At 71.3% G+C, this 22,241-nt stretch carries 18 protein-coding genes and 1 riboswitch; of the genes, 12 read left to right on the forward strand and 6 right to left on the reverse strand.

Features of this window, described 5'->3' with window-relative positions; translation table 11 throughout:
- Nucleotides 1-85 precede the first annotated feature (85 nt).
- The 5 genes from FXF51_RS49855 (at nucleotide 86) to FXF51_RS49875 (ending at nucleotide 6,652) form a co-directional block, all read left to right on the forward strand.
- Nucleotides 86-1,624 (forward strand): sensor histidine kinase, encoded by a 1,539-nt coding sequence (locus tag FXF51_RS49855; protein WP_262380403.1) that lies wholly within the window; start codon nucleotides 86-88, stop codon nucleotides 1,622-1,624.
- Entirely contained in the window at nucleotides 1,621-2,286 is a 666-nt protein-coding gene (locus FXF51_RS49860) for a response regulator (protein WP_148441862.1), read from the forward strand. The genes FXF51_RS49855 and FXF51_RS49860 overlap by 4 nt, the downstream gene beginning before the upstream one ends.
- 73 nt (nucleotides 2,287-2,359) lie before the next feature.
- Nucleotides 2,360-4,402 carry an N-acetylneuraminate synthase family protein gene (locus FXF51_RS49865; protein ID WP_148441863.1) on the forward strand — a complete coding sequence of 681 codons (2,043 nt, stop codon included), beginning with the start codon at nucleotides 2,360-2,362 and terminating at the stop codon, nucleotides 4,400-4,402.
- 28 nt (nucleotides 4,403-4,430) lie between these two features.
- The gene (locus FXF51_RS49870) at nucleotides 4,431-5,411 is read left to right on the forward strand and encodes a glycosyltransferase family 2 protein (protein ID WP_148441864.1); all 981 of its coding nucleotides are present in this window, start codon (nucleotides 4,431-4,433) and stop codon (nucleotides 5,409-5,411) included.
- A gap of 2 nt (nucleotides 5,412-5,413) precedes the next feature.
- The gene (locus tag FXF51_RS49875) at nucleotides 5,414-6,652 is read left to right on the forward strand and encodes a polysialyltransferase family glycosyltransferase (RefSeq protein ID WP_148441865.1); all 1,239 of its coding nucleotides are present in this window, start codon (nucleotides 5,414-5,416) and stop codon (nucleotides 6,650-6,652) included.
- On the opposite strand, the gene FXF51_RS49880 is transcribed toward FXF51_RS49875, so the two are convergent.
- Together FXF51_RS49880 and FXF51_RS49885 are read right to left on the reverse strand one after the other, a co-directional pair.
- The gene (locus FXF51_RS49880; RefSeq protein ID WP_262380408.1) at nucleotides 6,636-7,802 is read right to left on the reverse strand and encodes a DUF6716 putative glycosyltransferase; all 1,167 of its coding nucleotides are present in this window, start codon (nucleotides 7,800-7,802) and stop codon (nucleotides 6,636-6,638) included. The genes FXF51_RS49875 and FXF51_RS49880 overlap by 17 nt on opposite strands.
- Before the next feature lie 2 nt (nucleotides 7,803-7,804).
- Nucleotides 7,805-8,749 carry a hypothetical protein gene (locus FXF51_RS49885; RefSeq protein ID WP_148441867.1) on the reverse strand — a complete coding sequence of 315 codons (945 nt, stop codon included), beginning with the start codon at nucleotides 8,747-8,749 and terminating at the stop codon, nucleotides 7,805-7,807.
- A 98-nt stretch (nucleotides 8,750-8,847) separates the two neighbouring features.
- On the opposite strand from FXF51_RS49885, the gene FXF51_RS49890 reads away from it, so the two are divergent.
- The 4 genes from FXF51_RS49890 (at nucleotide 8,848) to FXF51_RS49910 (ending at nucleotide 12,662) form a co-directional block, all read left to right on the forward strand.
- Nucleotides 8,848-9,669, forward strand: coding sequence for an aldo/keto reductase (locus tag FXF51_RS49890; protein ID WP_187415010.1), 822 nt, complete (start codon nucleotides 8,848-8,850; stop codon nucleotides 9,667-9,669).
- Nucleotides 9,670-9,756: 87 nt separating this feature from the next.
- The gene (locus FXF51_RS49895; protein ID WP_222871819.1) at nucleotides 9,757-10,710 is read left to right on the forward strand and encodes a Gfo/Idh/MocA family protein; all 954 of its coding nucleotides are present in this window, start codon (nucleotides 9,757-9,759) and stop codon (nucleotides 10,708-10,710) included.
- Nucleotides 10,711-10,827: 117 nt separating this feature from the next.
- Nucleotides 10,828-10,964: riboswitch (cyclic di-AMP (ydaO/yuaA leader) on the forward strand.
- Nucleotides 10,965-10,976: 12 nt separating this feature from the next.
- Entirely contained in the window at nucleotides 10,977-11,690 is a 714-nt protein-coding gene (locus tag FXF51_RS49900) for a CHAP domain-containing protein (RefSeq protein ID WP_148441869.1), read from the forward strand.
- A gap of 216 nt (nucleotides 11,691-11,906) precedes the next feature.
- Nucleotides 11,907-12,662, forward strand: a complete 756-nt coding sequence (locus FXF51_RS49910; protein ID WP_148441871.1) for a DUF6928 family protein — start codon at nucleotides 11,907-11,909, stop codon at nucleotides 12,660-12,662.
- Here FXF51_RS49910 and FXF51_RS49915 read toward each other — a convergent pair.
- Nucleotides 12,641-13,522: an alpha/beta fold hydrolase gene (locus FXF51_RS49915; RefSeq protein ID WP_148441872.1), complete on the reverse strand. Its 882-nt coding sequence runs from the start codon at nucleotides 13,520-13,522 to the stop codon at nucleotides 12,641-12,643. The two genes, FXF51_RS49910 and FXF51_RS49915, sit on opposite strands and share 22 nt — an antisense overlap.
- 128 nt (nucleotides 13,523-13,650) lie before the next feature.
- Complete coding sequence (locus tag FXF51_RS49920; RefSeq protein ID WP_148441873.1) at nucleotides 13,651-14,469, reverse strand: alpha/beta fold hydrolase; 819 nt, start codon at nucleotides 14,467-14,469, stop codon at nucleotides 13,651-13,653.
- A gap of 58 nt (nucleotides 14,470-14,527) precedes the next feature.
- Between FXF51_RS49920 and FXF51_RS49925 the strand changes: the two genes are divergently transcribed.
- Together FXF51_RS49925 and FXF51_RS49930 are read left to right on the forward strand one after the other, a co-directional pair.
- A complete protein-coding gene (locus FXF51_RS49925; protein ID WP_148441874.1) occupies nucleotides 14,528-15,391 on the forward strand; it encodes a LysR family transcriptional regulator in 864 nt (287 codons plus the stop codon).
- A gap of 126 nt (nucleotides 15,392-15,517) precedes the next feature.
- A complete protein-coding gene (locus tag FXF51_RS49930) occupies nucleotides 15,518-16,120 on the forward strand; it encodes a LuxR C-terminal-related transcriptional regulator (protein ID WP_148441875.1) in 603 nt (200 codons plus the stop codon).
- A gap of 86 nt (nucleotides 16,121-16,206) precedes the next feature.
- On the opposite strand, the gene FXF51_RS49935 is transcribed toward FXF51_RS49930, so the two are convergent.
- Nucleotides 16,207-16,740: a hypothetical protein gene (locus FXF51_RS49935; protein ID WP_148441876.1), complete on the reverse strand. Its 534-nt coding sequence runs from the start codon at nucleotides 16,738-16,740 to the stop codon at nucleotides 16,207-16,209.
- An 11-nt stretch (nucleotides 16,741-16,751) separates the two neighbouring features.
- Entirely contained in the window at nucleotides 16,752-21,380 is a 4,629-nt protein-coding gene (locus FXF51_RS49940) for a hypothetical protein (protein ID WP_148441877.1), read from the reverse strand.
- 291 nt (nucleotides 21,381-21,671) lie between these two features.
- Between FXF51_RS49940 and FXF51_RS49945 the strand changes: the two genes are divergently transcribed.
- Nucleotides 21,672-22,112: a YciI family protein gene (locus FXF51_RS49945; protein ID WP_148441878.1), complete on the forward strand. Its 441-nt coding sequence runs from the start codon at nucleotides 21,672-21,674 to the stop codon at nucleotides 22,110-22,112.
- The last annotated feature ends 129 nt before the right edge of the window (nucleotides 22,113-22,241 follow it).

Consider the following 22,241-nt stretch of genomic DNA (forward strand, 5'->3'; position numbering starts at 1 on the left):
TCTCCGGCGGTTTTTGAGGGACCTTCTCGATGTGCGACTATGCGCCTCACGAGTGACGCAGGTCACCATTGCGTAAGTTTCGTACATGGAGGGGAATCCGATGCGGCGCTGGAGCCTGGCAGGGCAGATGCTGGTCCTGCAGCTGCTCGTGGTCGCCGTCACGGCGGCGGGCGGCGCGGTGCTGGCCCTGCTGCAGGCCCACGAGCTGCTCCAGGAGGAGGCGGGCGCCACGGCCACGGCCGTGGCGGTCAGCGTGGCGGCCTCGCCCGACGTGCTGGAGGCGCTCGGCGAGCCGGATCCGAGCGTGCGGCTGCAGCCGTACGCGCAGCGGGCGCGGGCGGCGACGGGGGTCGATTTCATCACCATCATGAAGACGGACGGCACCCGCTACACCCACCCGAACGAGGCCGAGATCGGCAGGCGCTTCCTCGGCCACATCGAGCCCGCGCTGCGCGGCCGGACGTTCACCGAGACCTACACCGGCACGCTGGGCGCCTCCAAGCGGGCGGTGACGCCGGTCATGGCGGGCGGGCAGGTCCGGGCGCTGGTCAGCGCCGGGATCACGATCGACAGGATCAGCGCCAGGCTGCGCGACCAGCTCGCCTGGGGCGGGCTCATCGTGGCGCTGGCGCTCGGCCTGGGCGCGGCGGGCACCTGGCTGGTCACCGCGCGGCTGCGCCGCCAGACGCACGGCCTGGGGCCCGTCGAGCTGGGCCGCATCCACGAGCACCACGACGCGGTGCTGCACACCGTCAGGGAGGGCCTGCTGCTGGTCGGCAGGGACGGCACGCTGACGCTCTGCAACGACGCGGCCCGGCTGCTGCTCGGCCTGCCCTCCGACGCCGAGGGCCGCCACGTGCGGGAGCTGGGCCTGAACCTGGGGCTGGGCATGGAGGCGGGCCTGGAGGCGGGCATGGACGCCGTTCCGGCGGGCGACGAGGAGCGCGTCCACCTGGTCGGGGACCGGGTCCTGGCCGTCAACAGCGCCGCCAGCAGGCTCGGCACGGTGGTCACCGTCCGCGATCACACGGAGTTGCAGGCGCTGACCGGCCAGCTCGACGCCGAGCGCGGCTTCGCCGAGTCGCTGCGCTCGGCCGCGCACGAGGCGGCCAACCGGCTGCACACGGTCATCACGCTGGTGGAGCTGGGCCGCACCGAGCAGGCGGTGGCGCTGGGCACGGCGGAGCTGCGCGCGGCGCAGGAGCTGACCGACCGGGTGGTGGGCGCGGTGCGCGAGCCGGTGCTGGCGGCGCTGCTGCTGGGCAAGAGCGCCGAGGCGGCCGAGCGCGGCGCCGAGCTGGTGATCACGCGGGACAGCGAGCTGGACGACCCCGGCCTGGACGCCCGCGAGCTGGTCACGATCGTGGGCAACCTGATCGACAACGCCATCGACGCGGCCGGCCGGGTGGAGGTGCACCTGAGCGCCGGGGAGCGGGAGGTGCTGATCAGGGTGTCCGACGACGGGCCGGGGCTGACCGGCACGGACGCGTTCGAGAAGGGCTGGACCACCAAGGGCGACGGGCGCGGGCTGGGCCTGGCGCTGGTGGGGCAGGCGGTGCGGCGGCTGGGCGGCACGATCGGGGTCGAGGGCTCGACGTTCACGGTGAGGCTGCCGAAACCATGATCTCCGTGCTGGTGGTCGAGGACGAGGAGATCACCGCCGAGGCCAACCGCATCTACGTCGAGCGGGTGCCTGGCTTCCAGGTGGCGGGGGTGGCCAGGTCGGGCGCGGAGGCGCTGCGCTTCCTGCGCGGCCGTCCCGTGGACCTCATCCTGCTCGACCTCTACCTGCCCGACATGCACGGCCTGGACGTGTGCCGCGCCGTGCGGGCGGGCGGCCTGATGTGCGACGTGATCGCGGTCACCTCCGCTCGCGATCTGGCCATGGTCCGTTCAGCGGTGTCGCTGGGAGTCTCGCAGTACCTGCTCAAACCGTTCACGTTCGCGACACTGGCGGAGAAGCTGTCGCGTTACGCCCGGTTCAAGGAGGAGGCGGGCCTGGCCGTGGGGCAGGGCGACGTGGACCGGGTGCTCGCCACCCTGCGCGGTCCCTCGGAGCTGCCGAAAGGCATGGCGCGCGACACTCTGGACACCGTGGCGGCGCAGTTGCGCGCGCATCCGGAGGGGATGGGCGCGCAGGCCGTGGCGGACGCGATCGGAGTGTCCCGTGTGACGGCCCGCAGATACCTGGAATACCTGGTCGAACGCGGTGTGGCGGCCCGCATCCCGCAGTACGGCGGAGTGGGCCGGCCAGAGTTGCTCTACCGGATCCCCATGGAAAGTTAATGGTGGTGACGCTGGCCGTTCAATCCAGCCCTCTAGCTTCTGGGTGCAATCCGATGCACTGAGGAGACACACCTTGCGAGTCCTGGCCGTTGTTCCCGCCCGCGGAGGTTCGGCGGGCGTACCCCTGAAGAACCTCGCCCTGGTCGGGGGCGTCCCGTTGGTCACCCGGGCGGTGCGGGCCTGCCTGCGCGCCGAGCTGGTGGACCAGGTCGTGGTCAGCACCGACCACGACGGGATCGCCGAGACCGCCAGGGAGGCGGGCGCGACCGTCGTCGAGCGCCCGGCCGAGCTGAGCGGCGCGACCGCCTCCAGCGAGTCCGCGGTGCTGCACGCGCTCGACGCCCTGGGCGAGGATCCGGAGGTCGTCGTGCTCGTCCAGGCGACCAGCGCGTTCATCGACCCCGACGACCTGTCGGCGGCGGTGCGCAAGGTGCTCGACGGCGAGGCCGACTCCGTCGTGTCCGGGCTGCCCACCCACGAGTTCCTGTGGACGGCCACGGGCGGCGGCGTCAACCACGACCCGGCCGTCAGGCAGCGCCGGCAGGACCGCGCGCCGGAGTTCCGTGAGAACGGCGCCTTCTACGTCATGCGCACCGCCGGCCTGCGCGAGCACGGCCACCGCTTCTTCGGCGAGATCGCCGTCCAGCCGGTGCCCACCCAGCACGCCATCGAGATCGACAACCCGGAGGACCTGGAGCTCGTGCGAGCGCTCGCCCCGTTCATCGACCAGCCCGAGCCGATCGACGTGGACGCCGTCATCACCGACTTCGACGGCGTGCACACCGACGACCGCGCCTACGTCGACTCCGACGGCCGCGAGATGGTGCTGGTCAGCCGCTCCGACGGGATGGGCGTCTCGCTGCTGAAGCGCTCCGGCGTGAAGGTCCTGATCATGTCCACCGAGCAGAACCCGGTGGTGGCCGCCCGCGCCCGCAAGCTCGGCGTGCCCGTGCTGCAGGGCCTGGCCGACAAGCGCACCGTGCTGGCCGACTGGCTGCGCATCGAGGGCCTCGACCCGGCCCGCGTCGCCTACGTCGGCAACGACGTCAACGACCTCGGCCCGATGTCCGAGGTCGGCTGGCCCGTCGCCACCCCGGACGCGCACCCGCGGGTGCGCGCCGCCGCCCGCGTGGTGCTGACCAGCGCCGGCGGCACGGGCGCGGTGCGCGAGCTGTGCGATCGCGTCGTGGCCGCCCGTCCTGAGCCCGAGCCGGCTCCCGCGGTGGTGCGGACCCGGCCGCACTTCGCCCCGGTGGCCATCGGCGACGTGCTGGTCGGCGACGGCGAGCCGGTGTACGTCATCGGCGAGATCGGCATCAACCACAACGGCGACATCGACCTGGCCAGGCAGCTCATCGACGTGGCCGCCGAGGCCGGCTGCCAGGCGGTCAAGTTCCAGAAGCGCACCCCCGCGATCTGCGTGCCCGAGGAGCAGAAGGGCCAGATCCGGCAGACGCCGTGGGGCGAGATGACGTACCTGGAGTACAAGGAGCGCACCGAGTTCGGCCGCGACGAGTACACCCAGATCGCCAAGTACTGCGACGAGCGCGGGCTGCACTGGTTCGCCTCGCCGTGGGACGTGCCGTCGGTGGAGTTCCTGGAGGACATGAACGTCCTCGTGCACAAGATCGCCTCGGCCAGCGTGGCCGACCACGAGCTGCTGCGCGCCCTGGCCGCCACCGGCAAACCGCTCATCCTGTCGACCGGCATGTCGACGCTGTCGGAGATCGACGCCGCCGTGGAGATCCTCGGCACCGACAAGCTGATCATGATGCACGCCACGTCCACGTACCCGCTGCCGCCCGAGGAGGCGAACCTGCGGACGATCACCACGCTCAAGGAGCGGTACGGCGTGCCCGTCGGCTACTCCGGCCACGAGCGCGGCCTGCAGATCTCGCTGGCCGCGGTCACGCTCGGCGCGGTGACCGTGGAGCGGCACATCACCCTCGACCGCACCATGTGGGGCTCCGACCACGCAGCCTCGCTGGAGCCGTCCGGGCTGGAGCACCTCGTGCGCGACATCCGCATCATCGAGCAGGCCATGGGCGACGGCGTCAAGCGCGTCTTCCCCGGTGAGGAGGCTCCGAAGGCCCGCCTTCGCCGCGTGACCGTCTGACCGGAACCATCAGGAAGAAACGACAACATTGATCACGCTCTCGGTCGTCGTGCCCATCAGGGACGGCGAGCGCTTCATCGCCGACGCGCTCACCTCGCTGTCCCGCAACGCGCGCGGCGACTTCGAGTTCATCGTCGTGAACGACGGGTCCGTGGACGCCACGGGCGACATCATCGATGACTTCATCGGTGAGCTGCCCGGCCTGGTAGTGATCCGCAATCCCGCCCCGGTGGGGCTGGCGGACGCGCGCAACACGGGCCTGTCGGCCGCGACCGGCCGGTACGTCACCTACATGGACGGCGACGACTGGCTGGCCCCCGGCTACCTGGCACGGCTCGTCGAGGCGATCGACGGGCTCGGCTGCGACTTCGTGCGCGTCGACCACGTGCAGGTGGAGGGCCGCAAACGGGTCGTGCACCGGGCTCCGCTGGCGCGGCGGGGCTCGGTGCTCAACCCCCGTGACGCCATCCTGCCGGCGAACGTGCGCACCATGGTCGACTACCCGTACGCGTGGGCGGGCGTCTACAAGCGCTCCCTGGGCGACCTGCTGCACTTCCCCGGCTCCCTGCACACCGCCGAGGACCGGCCGTGGATCTGGCGGCTGCACAGGGAGGCCGCCACGTTCGCGGTGGCGTCGCTGGCCGGGGTGTTCTACCGGCGCATGGTGTCGGGGTCGCTGACCCAGGTGGGCGACGAGCGCCAGCTCCACTTCTTCGACGCGTTCGAGCTGGTCTTCAAGGATCTGGAGCCGGAGTTCCTGCCGAAGGCCGCGCGGAACTTCTGCGCGCTGCTCGCCCACCACCTGGAGATCGGCGAACGGCTCACGCCCGCGCTGCGTGCCCGCTTCGAGGAGCGCGGCGCGCAGATGGTGCGGGCGCTGCCGCCCGAGCTGGTGGCCGAGTCGGTGTCACGGATGTCCGTCGAACGCGAGGCCACCCTGCGGGCCCTGGTGCCCGACCTGCCCCCCAGCCCGCACGTCCGGGTCCGCCGCGACCGGGAGGAGTCCTAAAGGTGAAGGTCTTCTACGCCTCGACGCTGTTCGGGGCGATGTCGCTGGCGGCAGCCATCGACGAGGGCCGCTTCGGCGACGGCCGGCGCGTCCTGGTCGTGTCGAACAACGCGGCCATCCCCGAGGTGTCGACGCCGCTGGACAGGACGCCCGGCTTCGCGGCCCTGCGCTCCCGCTTCGACGAGGTGCGCTCGTGGAACGAGCTGATCGCGCCGCTGCACCCGTCCGACTGGCGGGCCCGCGTCATCGAGGTGCCGATGACGGAGCGGCTCATCCGCTCCCACTGGGGCCTGGACGGCGTCGAGGAACTGGTGCTGGAGTCGATCGCGGTGCCGCCCGCCCGCACGATCGCGGGCCTGGTGCGCGACTGCCCGATCTCGGTCTACTCCGACGGGCTGATGAGCTACGGCCCCACCCGCGACCCGCTGCCGGCGGAGATCTTCCGCCGCATCGGCCGGCTGATCCACCTCGACCTGGTGCCGGGGCTCAAGCCGCTGCTGCTCAGCGAGTACGGCGTCGCCCCCGAGATCCTGCCCGACGAGCGGTTCCTGTCGATCGTGCACGAGGTCACCGCCACCGCCCCCGACATGATGGCCGGGCAGGCGATGATCCTCGGCCAGTACCTGTCGGCGCTGGAGCTGCTGACGCCGGAGGAGGAGGCGGGGCTGCACGAGACCATGCTGAAGGCGCTGGTCGCGCGCGGCTTCACCGACGTCGTGTTCAAGCCGCACCCGGCCGCCGGCCGCCGGCACGCGCAACTGCTGCGCTCCGCCGCCGAGCCCTTAGGGGTGCGGCTGACGGTGGCGGGCGAGAGCGTGCCCGCCGAGGTGTGCTTCGCGGCGCTGCGGCCCGAGCTGGTGGTGGGCTGCTTCTCCACGGGGCTGGTGACGGCGCAGCGGTACTTCGGGCTGCAGGTGGCCTCGTACGGCACGGATCTGGTGCTGGAGCGGCTGGCCCCGTACGAGAACAGCAACCGGATCCCGGTCACCATCGTGGACGCCCTGCTGCCCAGGCTGTCGGCCGAGGGCCACATCGAGCGCCCGCCGGTCACCGACCTTCAGGCGCTGGTGCGTTCCGTCGGCTACTGCATGCAGGCCGACACCTATCCCGACCTGCGGCCGGACAGCATCGACTTCGACCGGCGCTACTTCAAGCGCAAGCGCCTGGAGACGCTGGGCTTCGTCACCGACAAGCCCAGCGCCCTCACCAGGATCCGCAGGAAGATCAGGTCAGCGATTTGAGGTAGCGGCGCATGCGGCGCTTGGCCCGGTAGCCCACCCGCAGCATCTTGGGCGGCACCTCCACCCGGAGGCGGGCCCTGCGCCGCCCCGCCGCGTGCTCCGGCCCGTCGAGGAGCGACGTGGCGGGCCGGCGCGGCCGGGAGATCGCCAGCCCGGCCAGCAGCCCCGCCCAGTCGTTGTCCTCGGCGGGCTGGAAGTAGTTGGCCGCGCACCAGGACTCTGAGGCGGCGCGGAACTCGCCCGCGGCCAGCTCGTCCATGGTGCCCAGCAGGTCGCTGCCCTCGAACACCAGGTTGATCATCTCGGCGCTCACGCCGAAGTCGCTCAGCACCAGCGAAGGCACGCCCATCGCGATGGCCTCCAGCGCCGCCGTCGAGCTGACCGTCACGAACCCGGCCGCCTGCTGGAGCTGCTCCTGCATCGGCCCGGCGGCGAACACCAGCCGCCCCGGCTCACCCAGCTCCCGCCACAGCCGCTGGTAGTGGAAGCGCTCGTTGTGCGTCTGCCGCTCGTCCTCCAGCGCGCGCAGCTTGACCACCACGTCGAGGTCGGGCCGCCGGCGCGCCAGCTCGGCCAGCGACAGCAGGATGCGCTCGCGCTGCTCCCGCTCGCGCGGCACCTTGGCCTGCGTGGCGAACACCACCCGGTTGCCGGCCGCGCCGGTCAGCTCGGGCCGCAGGAACGGCAGCCGGGCCAGGCCCACTGCCCCTCCCCCGCCGAGCCTGGCCGCGATCTGCGAGAACTCGGCCACCTCCCGCTCGCTGTGCACCACGAACAGGTCGCAGCCGCTGCGGAAGATCCACGCCTTCTCCGTGGCCGGCACCGAGATGCCCGGCAGCCCGCTGACGAACACCGGCCGGGGCCGCAGCCCGTCGAGCACCTCGGCCACCAGCACGTCCACCACGGGGCCCGTGCAGGCCACCAGGATCACGTCGGGCTGGGTCCGCTCGGCCAGCCGCCGCACGGATCGCGCTGAGAGGACCGGCGGCGGATCTCCCGCCCTGCCGTTCACCGCCGCGACGATCTGCTCCGGCGAGGGAGCGATCGGCGTGCGCACCACGACCAGCTCGGTCACGCAGCCCGCGGGCAGGTCACCGAGCAGACAGGCCGCCCATTTCAGATACGAGTCGGAGTCGGCGACGGCCAACACTTTCAACTGGACACTCCGGTCAAATGCGATCGCAGGGCGGGGGCCGCCCTGCTGGTCCACCAGTCATCGGGAACGTCCACGGGCTCCACGGCGACACCGCGCGGGCTGAGCAGCACCCGCAGCGAGGTGATCGCCGTCGAGGGGAGACTGAGCACGCGCTGGCCGGCGTCCAGGCCGCGCAGCGTCAGCTCGGCGGGCACGCCGGCGTCGTGGACGGTGATGCCGGGACGCTCCCGGATCAGCGCGACGTCCACGGGGTCCTCGCGGCGGTGCGGGTAGTAGGCCAGCGGCTCGCGCGCGGCCAGGTCGGTCAGCCAGCGCAGGTAGTGGTCGCGGTGCACGAGGCCGTTGCGGACCAGGGAGGTGCCCAGCACGACCGTGCGCTCGGCGGGGCCCTCGCTGCTCGGCGGCTGGGCCCGCAACCAGGCGAAGTCGTGGCGGACGAGGTCGACGCCGGCCCGGCGGACGGCCTCCGCCAGCTTGTCGTCCACGCTCAGCGCGGTGAAGACCGACACCTTGCTCAGCCGCAGCCGCAGCGCGGCGGCCAGGCCGAGGGTGGAGCGCAGCCTGGTCGGATCGGCGCGGGCGCGCAGCAGCGGCCGGTACGGGCCGGCGGCGAGCAGTTCGAGCAGCCGCAGCGTGGCCAGCCCGTCGTCCACGATGACGATGCGGCCCGGCCGGGAGGTGAGCCAGCGCAGCTGCACCTTGCCGGAGAAGGCGTCCCCCACGGCCTGCACGCGCCTGGGCATGCGCTCGCGCGGCTCGGCCAGCACCAGGCCGTCGGGCAGCCCCAGGGAGCGCAGCTCGCGCCGCGTGGCCTTCAGCGGCCGCAGGCCCGCCCGCGGCACGACAGCCGTCTGGGGGCCGAGAAGCCCGGCGTGGTGGGCCTCGACGGCGCACAGCATCTGGAGCGGGGACTCCACCCAGGCCGACGCCTGTTCGACCACTCGTTGCCCTCCCAGCGGGGTGATGGCGCGTTAACGACCGCTTCAAGCTAGCCCCACCGCCTTAAGCCCTCAGAAACGCGGCGTGAACAATGGAGGGTATGAATTCGCTCATGCTCAACACTGACGGCGTGCAGATCCCTCAGCTCGGCTACGGGGTCTGGCAGGTCCCGGCCGACGAGGCCGAGCAGGCCGTCTCCACCGCGCTCGAGGCCGGCTACCGGCACGTCGACACCGCCGCCGCCTACGGCAACGAGGAGGGCGTCGGGCGGGCCGTGCGCGGGAGCGGGCTGCCGCGCGAGAAGGTGTTCGTGACCACCAAGCTGTGGAACGGCGACCACGGCCGCGCCGAGGCCGCCTTCGACGAGAGCCTCACCAGGCTGGGCCTGGACCACGTCGACCTGTTCCTGATCCACTGGCCGGTGCCGCAGCAGGACAAGTACGTGCAGGCGTGGAAGGCGATGGAGAAGATCTACCGTGACGGCCGGGCCAGGGCCATCGGGGTCTCCAACTTCACGGTGCCGACGCTCACCCGGCTCATGGAGGAGACCGGCATCACGCCCGCGCTCAACCAGATCGAGCTCCACCCGTACCTGCAGCAGCGCGAGATGCGCGCCTTCCACGAGGCCAACGGCATCCTCACCGAGGCCTGGAGCCCGCTCGGGCAGGGTCAGGGGCTGCTCGCGGACCCCGCGCTGGCGGTGCTGTCGGGCAAGTACGGCAGGACGCCCGCGCAGATCGTGCTGCGCTGGCACCTGCAGCTCGGCAACGTGGTGATCCCGAAATCCGTCACGCCCGCGCGGATCAAGGAGAACATCGACGTGTTCGGCTTCATCCTCGACACCGAGGACATGTCGGCCATCGGCGCCCTGAACAAAGGACAGCGACTGGGGCCGGATCCCGACACGTTCAACATGACCTGAGTGACGGGCGTGGCATTTGTGACGCCGCACTCTTAATTACATATCCCCCCATAACCCTCCCTTTACCCGCCCTATAACATCGCCGGCGTGCGAGATTTCACTTGGGGAATTGCGGCCACCGGCGGTATCGCCCGTACCGTGGGGGCCGCCATCGCGGCGGAGCCCGGCATGCGGGTGGCCGCCGTCGGCTCACGGAGCCTGGCCAGGGCGCAGGCCCTGGCCGCCACGCTGGAGGCGGAGTCGGCGTACGGCTCCTACGAGCAGCTGTGCGCCGACCCGGGGGTGGACGCGATCTACGTGGCCACCCCGCACGCGCAGCACCTACAGGTCGCCGAGCTGGCCATCGCCGCAGGTAAAGCCGTGCTCTGCGAGAAGCCGCTGGCCGCCACCCCGGACGACGCGGAGAAGATGGTGCGCCTGGCGCGCGAGGCGGGCGTGTTCCTGATGGAGGCCATGTGGATGCGGTTCAACCCGCTCATCCGGCTCATCAAGGGCGATCCGCGCTTCGGGGAGATCCGCTCGGTGCAGGCCACGTTCGGCTTCGCCGCGCCCTACGACCCCGCCCACCGGCTGTGGGCGCCAGAGCTGGGCGGCGGCGCCCTGCTCGATCTGGGGATCTACCCGTTCGGCCTCGCCCAGCTCATCCTGGGCATGCCCGCTGACCTGCGGATAACGGGCTCCCTGGCCCCCACCGGGGTGGACGCGGAGGCGGCCGGGGCCTTGCTCTACCCCGGCGGCGAACACGCTCTCGTGGCCGCCTCATTGCTCGGGAATTACCCGAACACCGCCTGTGTTGTAGGTACTCAGATGCGGGCGGACATCCCGGCGCCGTTCTGGGCTCCGCAGCGGATCGTTCTCACCGGGCCCTCCATGGAGCCGGAAGAGCATGTGCTCGATCCGGCGGACAACGGATATGCCGGAGAGCTACGTGAAGTCCGCGCCGCGACGGCCGAAGGCAGGACCGAATCCTCGATCATGCCTCTTGACGAATCCCTTGCCATGATGGGGCTTCTGGCCGACGCTCGCAGGCAGATTGCCTAGCTGAGCTTTTATGGATTTGTAATCCTCTTGCCTCATGTATTACCTTATGGGGCATCTCGGGACATAAGTCCGGTTTGTCCGGCTATGTCTGACCATCGCACGAAACATCGCAGGATCGTCCTGCGACCGCTGAATCCGCCTCAGCGCGGAACCGGGGACCCATGTCCTTGGGGCGAATCGGCACTCCGGTGCCGTAGGGCAGCTTCCACGCCCGAGCCCGTCAGCTAACCCGGTAAGCGGCATGGAAGCAAGGAGCACCTCCCTCGATGGCCAAGCACCGTATCAACGCTGTGTCGAAGAGCAACATCGCCCGCGCCGCCCTCGGCGTCACCGTCATCGCCTCCGCCCTCGGCGCGAACGCCATGACGGCCAACGCCGACACCGCCACGGGCGTCGCCGCGGCCACCGCCGCCAAGCACCCCGCCACCGCCATCGCCGCCCACAAGGCCGGCGCGGCGGACAACGACCGCACCGAGACCAAGATCAACGTTACCGCCAGCCAGGTCCTGGCCATGGCCAAGGCCCAGGTCGGCACCTCCGAGAACTCCTACGGCGGCGGCACCAAGTTCCAGCAGTGGTACGCCGGCTCGCAGCGCGCCGGCGAGACCGTCGCCCGCGACGGCGGCAGCCGCTCCGCGTACCTGAACGCCGCCTGGTGCTCGATGTTCGTCTCCTGGGTCGGCGAGCAGACCGGCGCCCGCCCGCAGGTCGGCTGGGACGCCTACACCGTCGCCCACGCCAAGTGGTTCGCCGCCAACGACCGGTTCGGCACCGTCGCCAAGCCCGGCGCCGTCGTGTTCTTCGCCTGGGACGGCGGCAAGAGCCTGAGCGACATCCAGCACGTCGGGTTCGTCGTGAAGGACAACCAGAACGGCACCATCTCGACGATCGAGGGCAACACCGGCAACGGCAAGGTCGAAGAGCGGGTTCGTCCGAAGTCGCAGGTCGTCGGCTACGGCTACCCGCAGTACGCCGGCTGACGGAACGTTCCAGGCTCCTTGCCTGCCATGTAACGCGACGAGCGCGCGTCCCCACCGAGGGGACGCGCGCTCGTCGCGTTGCCGGTCGTGTTGCCGGTCGCGTTGCCGGTCGCGTTGCCGGGGGCGTTGCCGGGGGCGTTTCTGTCGGGGGCGTTTCTGTCGGGGGCGCTGGCTACCTTGCCAATCCCGGGCCCTCGACCCCCCAAGGAGCCACGCATGGGAGCCAAGACCGGCGTCATCGCCTACTCCCCCTCAGGCAGCCCTCTCCCCCACCTCCTGCGCACCCCGCGCAAGCCCGGTGAGGCCGCCACCACGGCGCTGATCGAGCGGTCGTTCCCCGGCTGGCACGTCACACCGGCGGAGCCCGGCACGCTGCTCGACGACATCCGCCCGCCTGCGAACCTCGCCTACGCCACCAGCTTCCCCGGCGTCGAGCTGATCTGCTGCGACCACTTCATGATCGACCACCCGTCGCAGCTGCCCGCCCACCTCGTCGAGGCGGGCAAGGGCCGCCGGCTCGTCCTGCACGCCATGCACAGCGTCGTCGACTGGCTCGCCTTCGCCGTCTGGGAGGACGGCCTCCTCGTCCGCTCCCTCAGCCTCTCCCCGGGCAACGGCATCATCGAGAACCTCGGCGAGCCGTACCCGTTCGAGCAGCCCTATTGGAACGGCGAGCACCCCGTCCTGCCCGACGAGGAGGACGAGGAGCCCTATCCGCTGCCGTTCCACCCGCTGGAGCTCGGCGAGGACGCGCTGCGCGAGATGCTCGGCTTCACCGTCGAGGGCTCGATCGAGCCGGGCGACGTGGACGCGGAGGCCGTCGAGCTGCTCGGCTTCACCGCCATCGACCCCGGCGGGCCCACTCCTGAGGAGCGGCGCGCCGAGTTCGAGGCGATCGTGGCGCGGATGGGCGAGCCCAGGAGGCTCACCTACGGGCCCGACGGGTCCCTTCAGGAGATCACCACGGACTGACTCCACACCCGGTCGAGAAAGCCGGCGATGAGCGGCGCGATCTCCGTCAGGTGCGTCTCCAGCGCGAAGTGGCCGGTGGCGAACAGGTGCAGCTCGGCCTCGGGCAGGTCGCGCAGGTAGGCGCGAGCCCCCGGCTCGGGGAAGAACGGGTCGTGGCTGCCCCACGTGATGAGCGTGGGCGGCGTGTGCTCGCGCAGCCACGCCTGCCAGCGCCCGTAGCGCGCCACGTTGGAGTGGTAGTCGAAGGCGAGCGCGACCTGCGCCTCCTTGCGGCCCGGCAGGTCGAGGAAGTGCTGGTCGAGCGTCCAGCCGTCCGGGGCGATCACGGCCGGGTCGGGCACGCCGCTCTCGTACTGGCCGCGGGTGCCCTCCAGGGTGAGCAGGTCGCGGATCGCCTGCTCGGCGCCCTGGACCTGCGGGCGCAGCGCGACGAAGTCGCGGGCCGCGTCGGACAGGCCCTCGGTGTAGGCGTTGCCGTTCTGCACCACCAGCCCCGCGATCCACTCCGGATGCCGCTCGGCCAGCCGGAAGCCGACCGGCGCGCCGAAGTCGAACACGTACATCACGAAGCGGGTCAGCCCGAGCCGCCGCACGAACCCCTCCGTGACGTCGGCGAGCCGGTCGAAGGTGTACGCGAAATCGCCGGGCGTCTCGGTGTGGCCGAAGCCCGGGTAGTCGGGGGCGATCAGCCGGTAGCGGGAGCCGAGGACGTCCATCAGGCGGCGGAACTGGTGGGAGGCGGACGGGAAGCCGTGCAGGAGCAGCAGAACGGGGGCGTCAGGGCGGTCGGGGTGCGATTCGCGGTAGAAGACGCGGACGCCGTCCACGTCGAGGTGGCCGTGGGTGATGCGGGGCAACATGGGGTTCTAACTCCTTGATCCGGGTTTGTGCATTAGGTATAGCGGCCTCCGATCTAATGGTCAACTTTGCTTCTTACCGTTAGATGACCCACATCCAAGGCCCGACCGGACAGGTCAAATCAATAGGGTCACATCAAGAAGAACGCGGCCAGCGCCCCGGCCACCCGCTCCGGATCGTTCTCCATGGGGATGTGACCCGCCCCCGCGACCCGAACCAGCCGCGTGTTCGGCATCTCGGCCGCGAAGCGCTCGGCGTACCGCACCTCCTGGAAGGTGTCAGCGTCCCCCCACACCAGCAGTTTCGGCGTCTCGTCGGCCCGCAGCGCGGGCACCAGGTCGAGGGTGTAGCGGCTGTCGGCCGCGCCCGCGAGCGCCATCCAGGAGCGGCAGACTCGCGGATCGTTCCAGGGGTCGAGGTAGCCGGCCAGTTCCGCCTCCGTGGCCGGGCGGCCCAGCGCCGCGGTGACCGCCGTACGCCGCGCGGCCAGCAGCTCCTCCACCGTCGTGGCGGCCACCACGGCCGGGTCCCGGTAGCGCGCCACACCGGGCACCGGCCACGAGTCGTACGTCACCGCGTTCACCAGCGCCAGCCTGCTCACCTCCGACACCCCGCCGGCCAGCAGGTGCTGGGCGATCGCGCCGCCGATGTCGTGCCCCGCCACGGCCAGCGGCCCCGCCACCCCGTAAGCCTCCGCGAACCGCGCGACCCACGCCGCCAGCGCAGGCACGGCCGCCGTCTCCGGCGTCAGCTCGCCCTCCGACCGCCCCAGCCCCGGCAGGTCCACGGCGACCGGCCGCAGCCCGGCCGCCGCCAGCCGGTCGAGCACCGGCTCCCACACCCTGCTCCAGTACGTCCCGTGCAGCAGCAACACCACGGGCCCTCGCTCGCCGGCCGTCAGACAGCTCGCCCGCAACCCGTCGACCTCGATCGTCATGCGCTTCGACATGGCATAACCATGATGTTTTGGCGGACGTCGGGTCAAATACCAGTTAGGGTATGGCGCCATGACATTGGCGCAGCTCAGGGTGCTGATCGCGGTGGCCGATCAGGGCGGGTTCACCGCCGCGGCCGAGCTCGTGGGCATGTCCCAGCCCGCCGTCAGCCGCGCCGTCGCCAGCCTGGAGCGCGAGCTGGGCGCGGCCCTGTTCGTCCGCCACCGCGACGGCATCGCCCTCACCGAGGCGGGCCGCCGCGCGCTCGCCAGGGCCCGCGAGACGCTGCGTCACTTCGACCTCATCCGCGCCGACGTCGCCGCCGCCAGCGGCCAGATCACCGGCGAGCTGCGCCTGGCCAGCCTGCCCAGCGCCACCGGCACGCTCATCGCCCGGCTGCTGCGCGCGTTCAGCGACCGCTATCCGCAGGTCAAGGTCCGCCTGTTCGAGGGCATGGACGACGACGTGCGCGCCTGGCTGCTGCGCGGGGCGGCCGAGGCCGGCGTGGTCACCCTGCCCGCCCCCGGCCTGCACACCGTGCACCTCAGCACGCACGACATGGTGTGTGTGCTGCCCGCCGGCGACCCACTCGCCGCCGGGACGGCCGTGCGCCTGCCCGACCTGACCGGCCGGCCGTTCATCCTGACCACCGCCGGCTGCCGTCCGCTGATCATGGGCGCGGCACTGGCCGCCGGGGTGAGCCTGGACGTCGCGTTCGAGGCGAGCGGGCCGGCCGCCATCCTGGAGATGGTGGGCGCCGGGCTGGGCGTCAGCATCGTGCCCGCGCTCGGGCTGCCCGCCGGCCTGCCCGGCGTGGTCACCCGGCCGATGGAGCCGGGGATGACGCGGTCGCTGGCCCTGGCCGTCCCGTCGCTGGAGGACTGCGCGCCGGCGGCGCGTGCGCTCCTTGACGAGCTGAGCGCCTTTACGTTGTAGATCAAATCGGGGTTGACGAACGGCTGTTCGCACGTCAATCTCGATCTCATACCGTGAAAATCTTCGTCTTGGGGGCAGACGAGTGGAGAACGGGCATTGCATGACGATCTAACCCGTGTAGTCGTCATGGTGGAGGGGTCACTGCTTCAGGCTGTGGCGTTCGGGGCGCTCCTGCGGGAGATCAGCTCGGACATCAGCGTGCTCACCGTGGTACGCGGGCTCGACGAATACCGGCGCGCGGTCGAGGCACGCGTCCCGGACATCGCGCTGCTCGACGTGCGTTCCCTGCACCCGATGCTGCTGCAGGTCGTGCGGCGGCTGCGGGAGACCGTGCCGACCGTGAAGATCGTGCTGGTGGTGGGCGCCATCGACCCGGGCGGCGCGCGGGAGGTGATGCGGCTCGGGGTGAGCGGGCTCTTCTCCGGCGAGGCCGATCCGCGCGGGCTGTTACGCGGGCTCAAGGTGATCGGCGCCGGGGACGTCGTCATCGACGGGGTCGCCTCCGGCCTGGTCTTCCGCGAGCCCGGCGGGCCCGTGCCCGAGCTGACCGCGCACGAGCTGCGGATCCTGCGGCTGGTCGCGCGCGGCATGCGCAACGACGAGATCGCGCGGCAGCTCGCGATCAGCCAGTCGACGCTGAAGCGCAACCTCAGGCCGATCCTGAGCAAGCTGGACGCCACCGACAGGGCGGGCGCGCTCCTGGCCGCCGCCAAGGCCGGCCTCCTCTGACACCCGGAAGTGCCGCCGACCCAGGGAGGTGCCCGCTGACCCAGGGAAGTGCCCGCCCCCGGCCTGCCGGAGACGGGCACCGCGGCTCAGCCCTGTTGCTGTGCGCCCACCTGGACCCTGGCGTGCGCCTCCCCCGGGATCGGGCGCTGCACGCTCACCTGGATGTCGTACTCGCCGACCATCGGCACCACCACCTCGGCCGCGTACCACCCGGCCTTCCCCGGCACCTCGGCCATCGCGACCGGCCCCTTGCGATGCGCCATCGGCATCGCGACCATGTCCGCGTACATGACCACGCTCGCCCGCCCGAGCGGATCGTAGGTCCGCGTGCTGACCTGAGCCTCCACCTTGACCTTGAGATCCCCGAGGTGGCGCGCCGACACGTGCACGGCCGGGCCGCCCGCCGGCGCCGGCGCGGTCGGCGTCGGCGCGGCGGCGGCCGGAGGCGGGGCGGGGAGCGGGTCCGTCACGGCGAACGCCAGCGCCGCGATCAGCGTCGCCGCCGTCAGCCCGGATCCGGCCCCGACCAGGAAGCCGACCCGGAACGCGCGGGTGCGGGTCTGCCCGGCCGGATCCGGCCGGGCGGGCCGGACCCGTTTCGTCGTCTTCGTCATCGCCATCGCGAACGTCCCTACTGTGCTCTCGATCCGGTGAACGGATGGTCCGGCAGCTCGACGAGGTCCGGCTGCTTGGCGCCGAGCACCCGGAAGATCCCCCACTGCCCGCCCGTCAGATGGCGGGCCAGCGTGCCCGACCGGTACAGGTAGTCACCGGGGATCCCGCCCGGACCGCCCGCGCCGCCCGTCACGGCGGGGTCGAGGTGGATGTTGTAGGCGACTCCCGGGTTGAACTGGCCCTGGAAGGCGGCGATCTGCGACTGCGGATCGCCGGGGGCCCGCCGCCAGGTGTGGCCGTGCAGCGCGAAGCCCGTCGAGCGCGGGTCGCCGACCACCTGCGCCACGCGCAGCCGTACCGGATCCTTGGGGTAGGCCCGGAACAGCGGTGTCGCCGGGTCGCCGTGCGCCGTGCTGGAGAAGATCTTCGCCAGGTCCTGGTTGACGGCGTACCGGTGGCTCCACGGCTCGTTGCTGTAGTTGATCGCGAACTCGCCCTGGTCCTCGGGGTCGTCGGCCTCGCGGCTCGGGGTGAGCGCCAGGTCCAGGTTGTCGGGCACCGGCAGGTCGTCGGCGGTGTTGCCGTTGGTGTCCTTGCGGAACAGCGACAGGTCGCTGTTCATCAGGATCACGTGCTCGCGGAAGTCCTTCCCGTTCGGGTCCACGATGACGGCGTCCACGCCGCTCCTGAGGTCCGCGCCGGTTCTCGGGTCCTTGTACGTCGATCCCTTCGGCTCGATCACCAGGCCGCCGAAGAGGCCGTGGTGGCCGTGGTTCAGCGGGTCGGCGTAGTCCTGGAGCACCCCGAGGCCCGTCGCGCCGTCCTCCTCGGGCGCGTACCAGCGGTAGAGGATCGACTGGCCGGGGCCGACCGTGCTGTCCGGGAAGTTGTACCCGACGTTGGAGCCCGCGCCTTCGACGTGGCTGTCCACCATGGCCGGTCGCAGCCCGACGCGGGAGCTGACCGGCAGCGGCTTGAACCCGGGCACGTTGTGCTCGTTGCCGGGCGGCTGGTCGAGACAGCCGGGCAGGGCGAATCCGCCTTGGGACGGGTCGCGGAAGCCGAGCTGTCCCGGCTCCGTCCCCTCGAAGCAGTGGGGCTGCATCTTGGCCGGGTCGAGCTGGTTCTTCAGCGTCACCTCGACGCAGTCGCCGGCGTTGGCCCGGATCACCAGCGGCTCCGGCTTCTTCGTGCCGGCCTTGATCGCCGCCACGTCCTCCTCCAGCGCGTACATCGCCCCGTGCGGATCGTGATCACCCGCCTTGTTGTAGGTGATGTCCTTGTTGATGGCCGCGATCGTGAAGCGCCTGGTCGGCACGGTGATCGTTCCGTCCTCGTCGTGCGGGCACGGGTTGTTGGAACCGGGGATCGGCAGCTTGGCCTCGTCGCGGGGCGGGCTCTGCCCGGGCGCCGCCGGTTGCGCGCCGGCGCAGATCGTGTCCGGCATGTTGTCCGGCAGCCAGGCCAGCCGGCCGGTGGGCGGCTCGAACCCCTCGCGGCAGTTGTAGACGATCAGGGTGCCCCAGGTTCCGAGGAACCAGTCGTCCGCGCCGCCGTAGTTGTAGACGTAGGAGCGGTACTCACCGGTGTCTCCCGGGCTGGCGACCTCGTACCCCATGTCGGCGTGCACGTCGAAGTACTCCAGCATGCCGATGTGCTGCGCCTGCACCAGGGGCGAGTCCGGGTCGCGGGGCTCCTGTTTCCAGCGGAACCTGTCCAGGTTGAACCCGTGCGACTCCTCCTGGCTGAGCTGGAACAGCCGCCACTTGATCAGATCCCCCTCGAACGCCCTGGGTATCGGCGTGTACGGGTTGCCGTGCACCCCGGAGTCGAACACGTTCGCCATGTCCGACTGGCGGCGCCCCTCGAACGGTTCGAGCCGGTAGTTGATCCCCATCACGCCCTGGTCGTCGGAGCCGGAGGGGAACTTGGCCGGGAAGATCGGCACCCCCTCCGGGGTGACGAACCGGTCGTCGCCGGGGTCGCTCGCGTCCGCGGGCTTGAACATGGGGACGCGGTCCTCGACGAACAGCGACACGTTGCGGTAGTCCTGACCGTCCGCGGGCCGGCCGTGGTAGTCGGTGGCGCCGGGGGCGCAGCGCACGTCCACGATGGTGCCGACGTGCACGACCGCCTCGGTGGTGGGGTCGTGGAACGTGCAGCCCGGCGGGTGGATGGTGGCCCCGCCGAACAGGCCGTTGTCCTGGTGCACGTTCGGGAAGAAGTGGTCGTGGAAGGAGTTCGTCGCGGTGTCGGCGTGCACGAAGTCGCGGTAGGTGTACTCCTTGTTCGGGGCGGCGGCGTCGGCGCCCTGGTCGTAGTTCCAGCCGTTGGCCGCGCCGTCGGACGACAGCACGTCGAACTGCACCATGTGCTGGTGGATGCCCACCTCGTTGGTGATCTGCCGCCGGTCGAAGACCGTGCCGCCGAACTCGGCGGGCAGGTCGTTGCGCAGGTGGTAGACGACGCAGTCGCCCACGTTGAGCAGCGGGGAGAACGGCTCCGGTTTCTCGCCGTTCCTGATCTTCGCGACCTTGGCGTCCCGTTCGGCGGAGGTGGTGCCGCCGACGTAGACGCGGCTCTGCGGGTTGTTCCAGTTGAGCTCGGGGTTGTAGGTCTGTTTCAGCTCGATGGCCGAGACGTGGAACGTCTTGACGGGGATCGGCTTGCCGTCCGACCGCGTGGCCGGGCACGGGTCCTGGAAGAACCCGCCGGGCACCTGACCGCGATCGTCGGCGGCCCGGATCTCCGCCGCGGTCGGCGGGAACGCGGCGCCGGTCTTCCGCTCGGCGACCGACAGCGGCGCCTTCGGCCCCTTGAAGCCGAACTTGCCCGGGATGAAGTGCGGGAACCCCGGCTCGTCCGCCGTGGGCGCCGGCGGGGCCGGATGGTCGGCGAGCGGGATCAGCCTGGGGATCTGCGTGGTGTCGGGGTTGCGCCGGGTGCCGTCCTCTAGTCTGTCGAACGTGCGGTTCAGGCCCCACATGCCGTTGGCGAAGTGCGGATACAGGTGGCAGTGGAAGATGATGTCGCCGAACGTCGCCGGCTTGTCGTCGTGGGCGCTGCCCGCGCCGCCCTCCATGATCAGCGAGTAGTGCGAGCCGGGGCTGACCGCCTGCACGTCCAGCGCGTTGGTGACGGCGATGTGGTGGGTGGCCTTGCTGACCTCATCGAGGCCGCCCTCGTCCTTGGGGTCGAACGGCCAGCGGTTGACGTGCTGGTGGAAGGTGTGCGTCTCGAACTCGGCGGGATGGATCAGCCTGAACTGCGTCGGCTCGCCCCGGTAGCTCGGGAAGACCAGGTCGCCGCCGCCCGGGTCGCCGAACGGCCAGGACGACAGGCTCGTCTCCTCACCGATGCACTCGGCGGCGTTGAACCCCTGCGCGGCCCGCGTGGCGGCCGGGCAGCCGACCTCCTCGCGGTTGAACCCCGGCTCGGCCCGGTAGTTGAACGCGAACCACTCCAGCTTCACCGGCACCTCGCCCTGCACGAGCGCGTCGGCGTCCCCGCCCGACAGGTCGGGCAGCGTGCCGGCCTTCAGCTTGGCCAGCTCCGCCGCGGTCGGCTCGACGCAGCTCCCGTCGTCCGCCTCCTCGCCTTCTTCCCCATCACGGCAGAGCCGCGTCAGGATGCCGGGCTGCGCCTCGACCTCGTCGTGCATGAACACGACCTGCTCGCGGAAGTCCTTGCCGTCCGGGATCTGGATGACGGCGCGGGTGCCGGACTTGAGCGGCTGCCCCGTCGAGGAGTCGACCCAGGACGCGCCCGGCGGCTCCACCATGATCGCGCCGAACGCGCCGAAGGCGTGGGAGCCGATGAAGTTGCCCGCGCCGGTCTGGTGCGAGCTCATGTCGGCGCCGTCCTTGAACTGGAACTCGCCCTCCACCCCGGCGAACAGCCGGTACGACACTGACGCGCCCGGCGCGGCCGTGGAGGCGGGGTTGTTGCCGACCGCCGTGCCGTCCGAGGCGGTCACGTCGTAGGTCAGGCCGTCGAAGTGCATGGAGGCGTGCGGCGCCTTCGAGGTGTCGAACCGCACCTCGCGCGCCGACTTCGCGGGCGCGAACTGGCGCTTGGCCGTCGTGACCGCGCCAGGCGTGCCGACGAGCGTCTCCCCCGGCAGCGTGAACACCGACTCACCGGGATCGAACTCCAGGTCCGGCGCGGGCTCGTGCAGCCGGTTGGTGAACTTGACCGCCACGCAGTCGCCCTTGTTGACCCGCAGGGTGAGCGGCTCGACGAGGTCACGCTGCGCGAACGGGTCGGCCGCCCGCTTGAACGAGGACCGCACCGTGGCGACGTTCTCGTCCAGGACGTACATGCGTCCCTCGGGGACGACGTCGCCGAAGCGGTTGAGGAACAGCGGGATGTTGATCAGGGACACGCCGAACGTCCTGACGGGCGCGCCCGACGAGCAGGGGTCGGCCGCCGCCTGTCTCGCCGCGGCGGTGGGGAGCCGCTCGGCCAGCGCCGCGCTGAAACTCCACATCCCCCCGCCCACCGCGACCAGCCACGCCGCGGCCAGCGCTCCCAGGAGCAGCCGCAGGCCGATGCCGCGGCGTCTGATCCTGATGAGCACCACGGCGAGCGCGATTCCCGCCAAGCCGACCGTGGACAGGTCGGCCACCGCATGGGAACCCACCATGCGCTCCTTTCACCGAGGGACGGTTCTCTGAGGCGACGGTTCTCCTCAAGGGCGTGAGAGCCTCCCCGCCAGTACCGCGCGCGCCGGTGGCGCGATCAACGACGCGGGCGCAACCTGACCCCCGAGGCCCACAAGTCGGACCGTCCAGGCGGGCTGGATGACCGGGCGGGTTCACGTCCGCGAGCCTGATCGGTCACTCGTGCGGCGGAGAATGTCTCTCGGCCGTGTCGATTCGCGCCGCAGCCGTTCGACGCGTCGGTGAGACGGTACGAACCCTCGAAGGAGACGACGATGAAGTTCATGATCGTGGGCAAGGCGAGCGCCGAGACCGAGGCCGGGGGGCTGCCCAGCCAGGAGCTGGTCGACAACATGCACGCCTACAACGAGTCGCTGGCCAAGGCGGGCGTGCTGCTGGCGGCCGAGGGGCTGTATCCCAGCTCGCAGGGGGTGCAGATCGCTTACAGCGGGGGGCGGGCGACCGTCCTCGACGGGCCGTTCACCGAGGCGAAGGAGCTCATCGCGGGGTTCTGGATCATTCAGGTCAAGTCTCGGGAGGAGGCCGTCGAGTGGGCGCTGCGGGTGCCTGTGCCGCAGGGGGAGGATGGGGTGGGGCTGCAGGTCTACCGGGTTTTCGACGCTAGTGACGTGCCGGACGAGTCGTTGCCTTCGGAGGAGCGTGCCCAGGAGGAAGCGCTGCGCGAGCGGCTCCTCGGGAACGAACCCGACGCCTGAGCGGACCGCACGCCTGAGCGGGCGGGCGCCTGAGCGGGCGGGCGCCTGAGCGGACCGCGCGCCTGAGCGGGCGGGCGCGCGGGCCGGGCGGACGTGCGCGTGCGCTGGGCGGGCCGGTTGCGGGGGTGT

This window comes from Nonomuraea sp. PA05 (assembly GCF_008086045.1).
In the GTDB taxonomy this organism is placed as follows: Bacteria; Actinomycetota; Actinomycetes; order Streptosporangiales; family Streptosporangiaceae; genus Nonomuraea; species Nonomuraea monospora.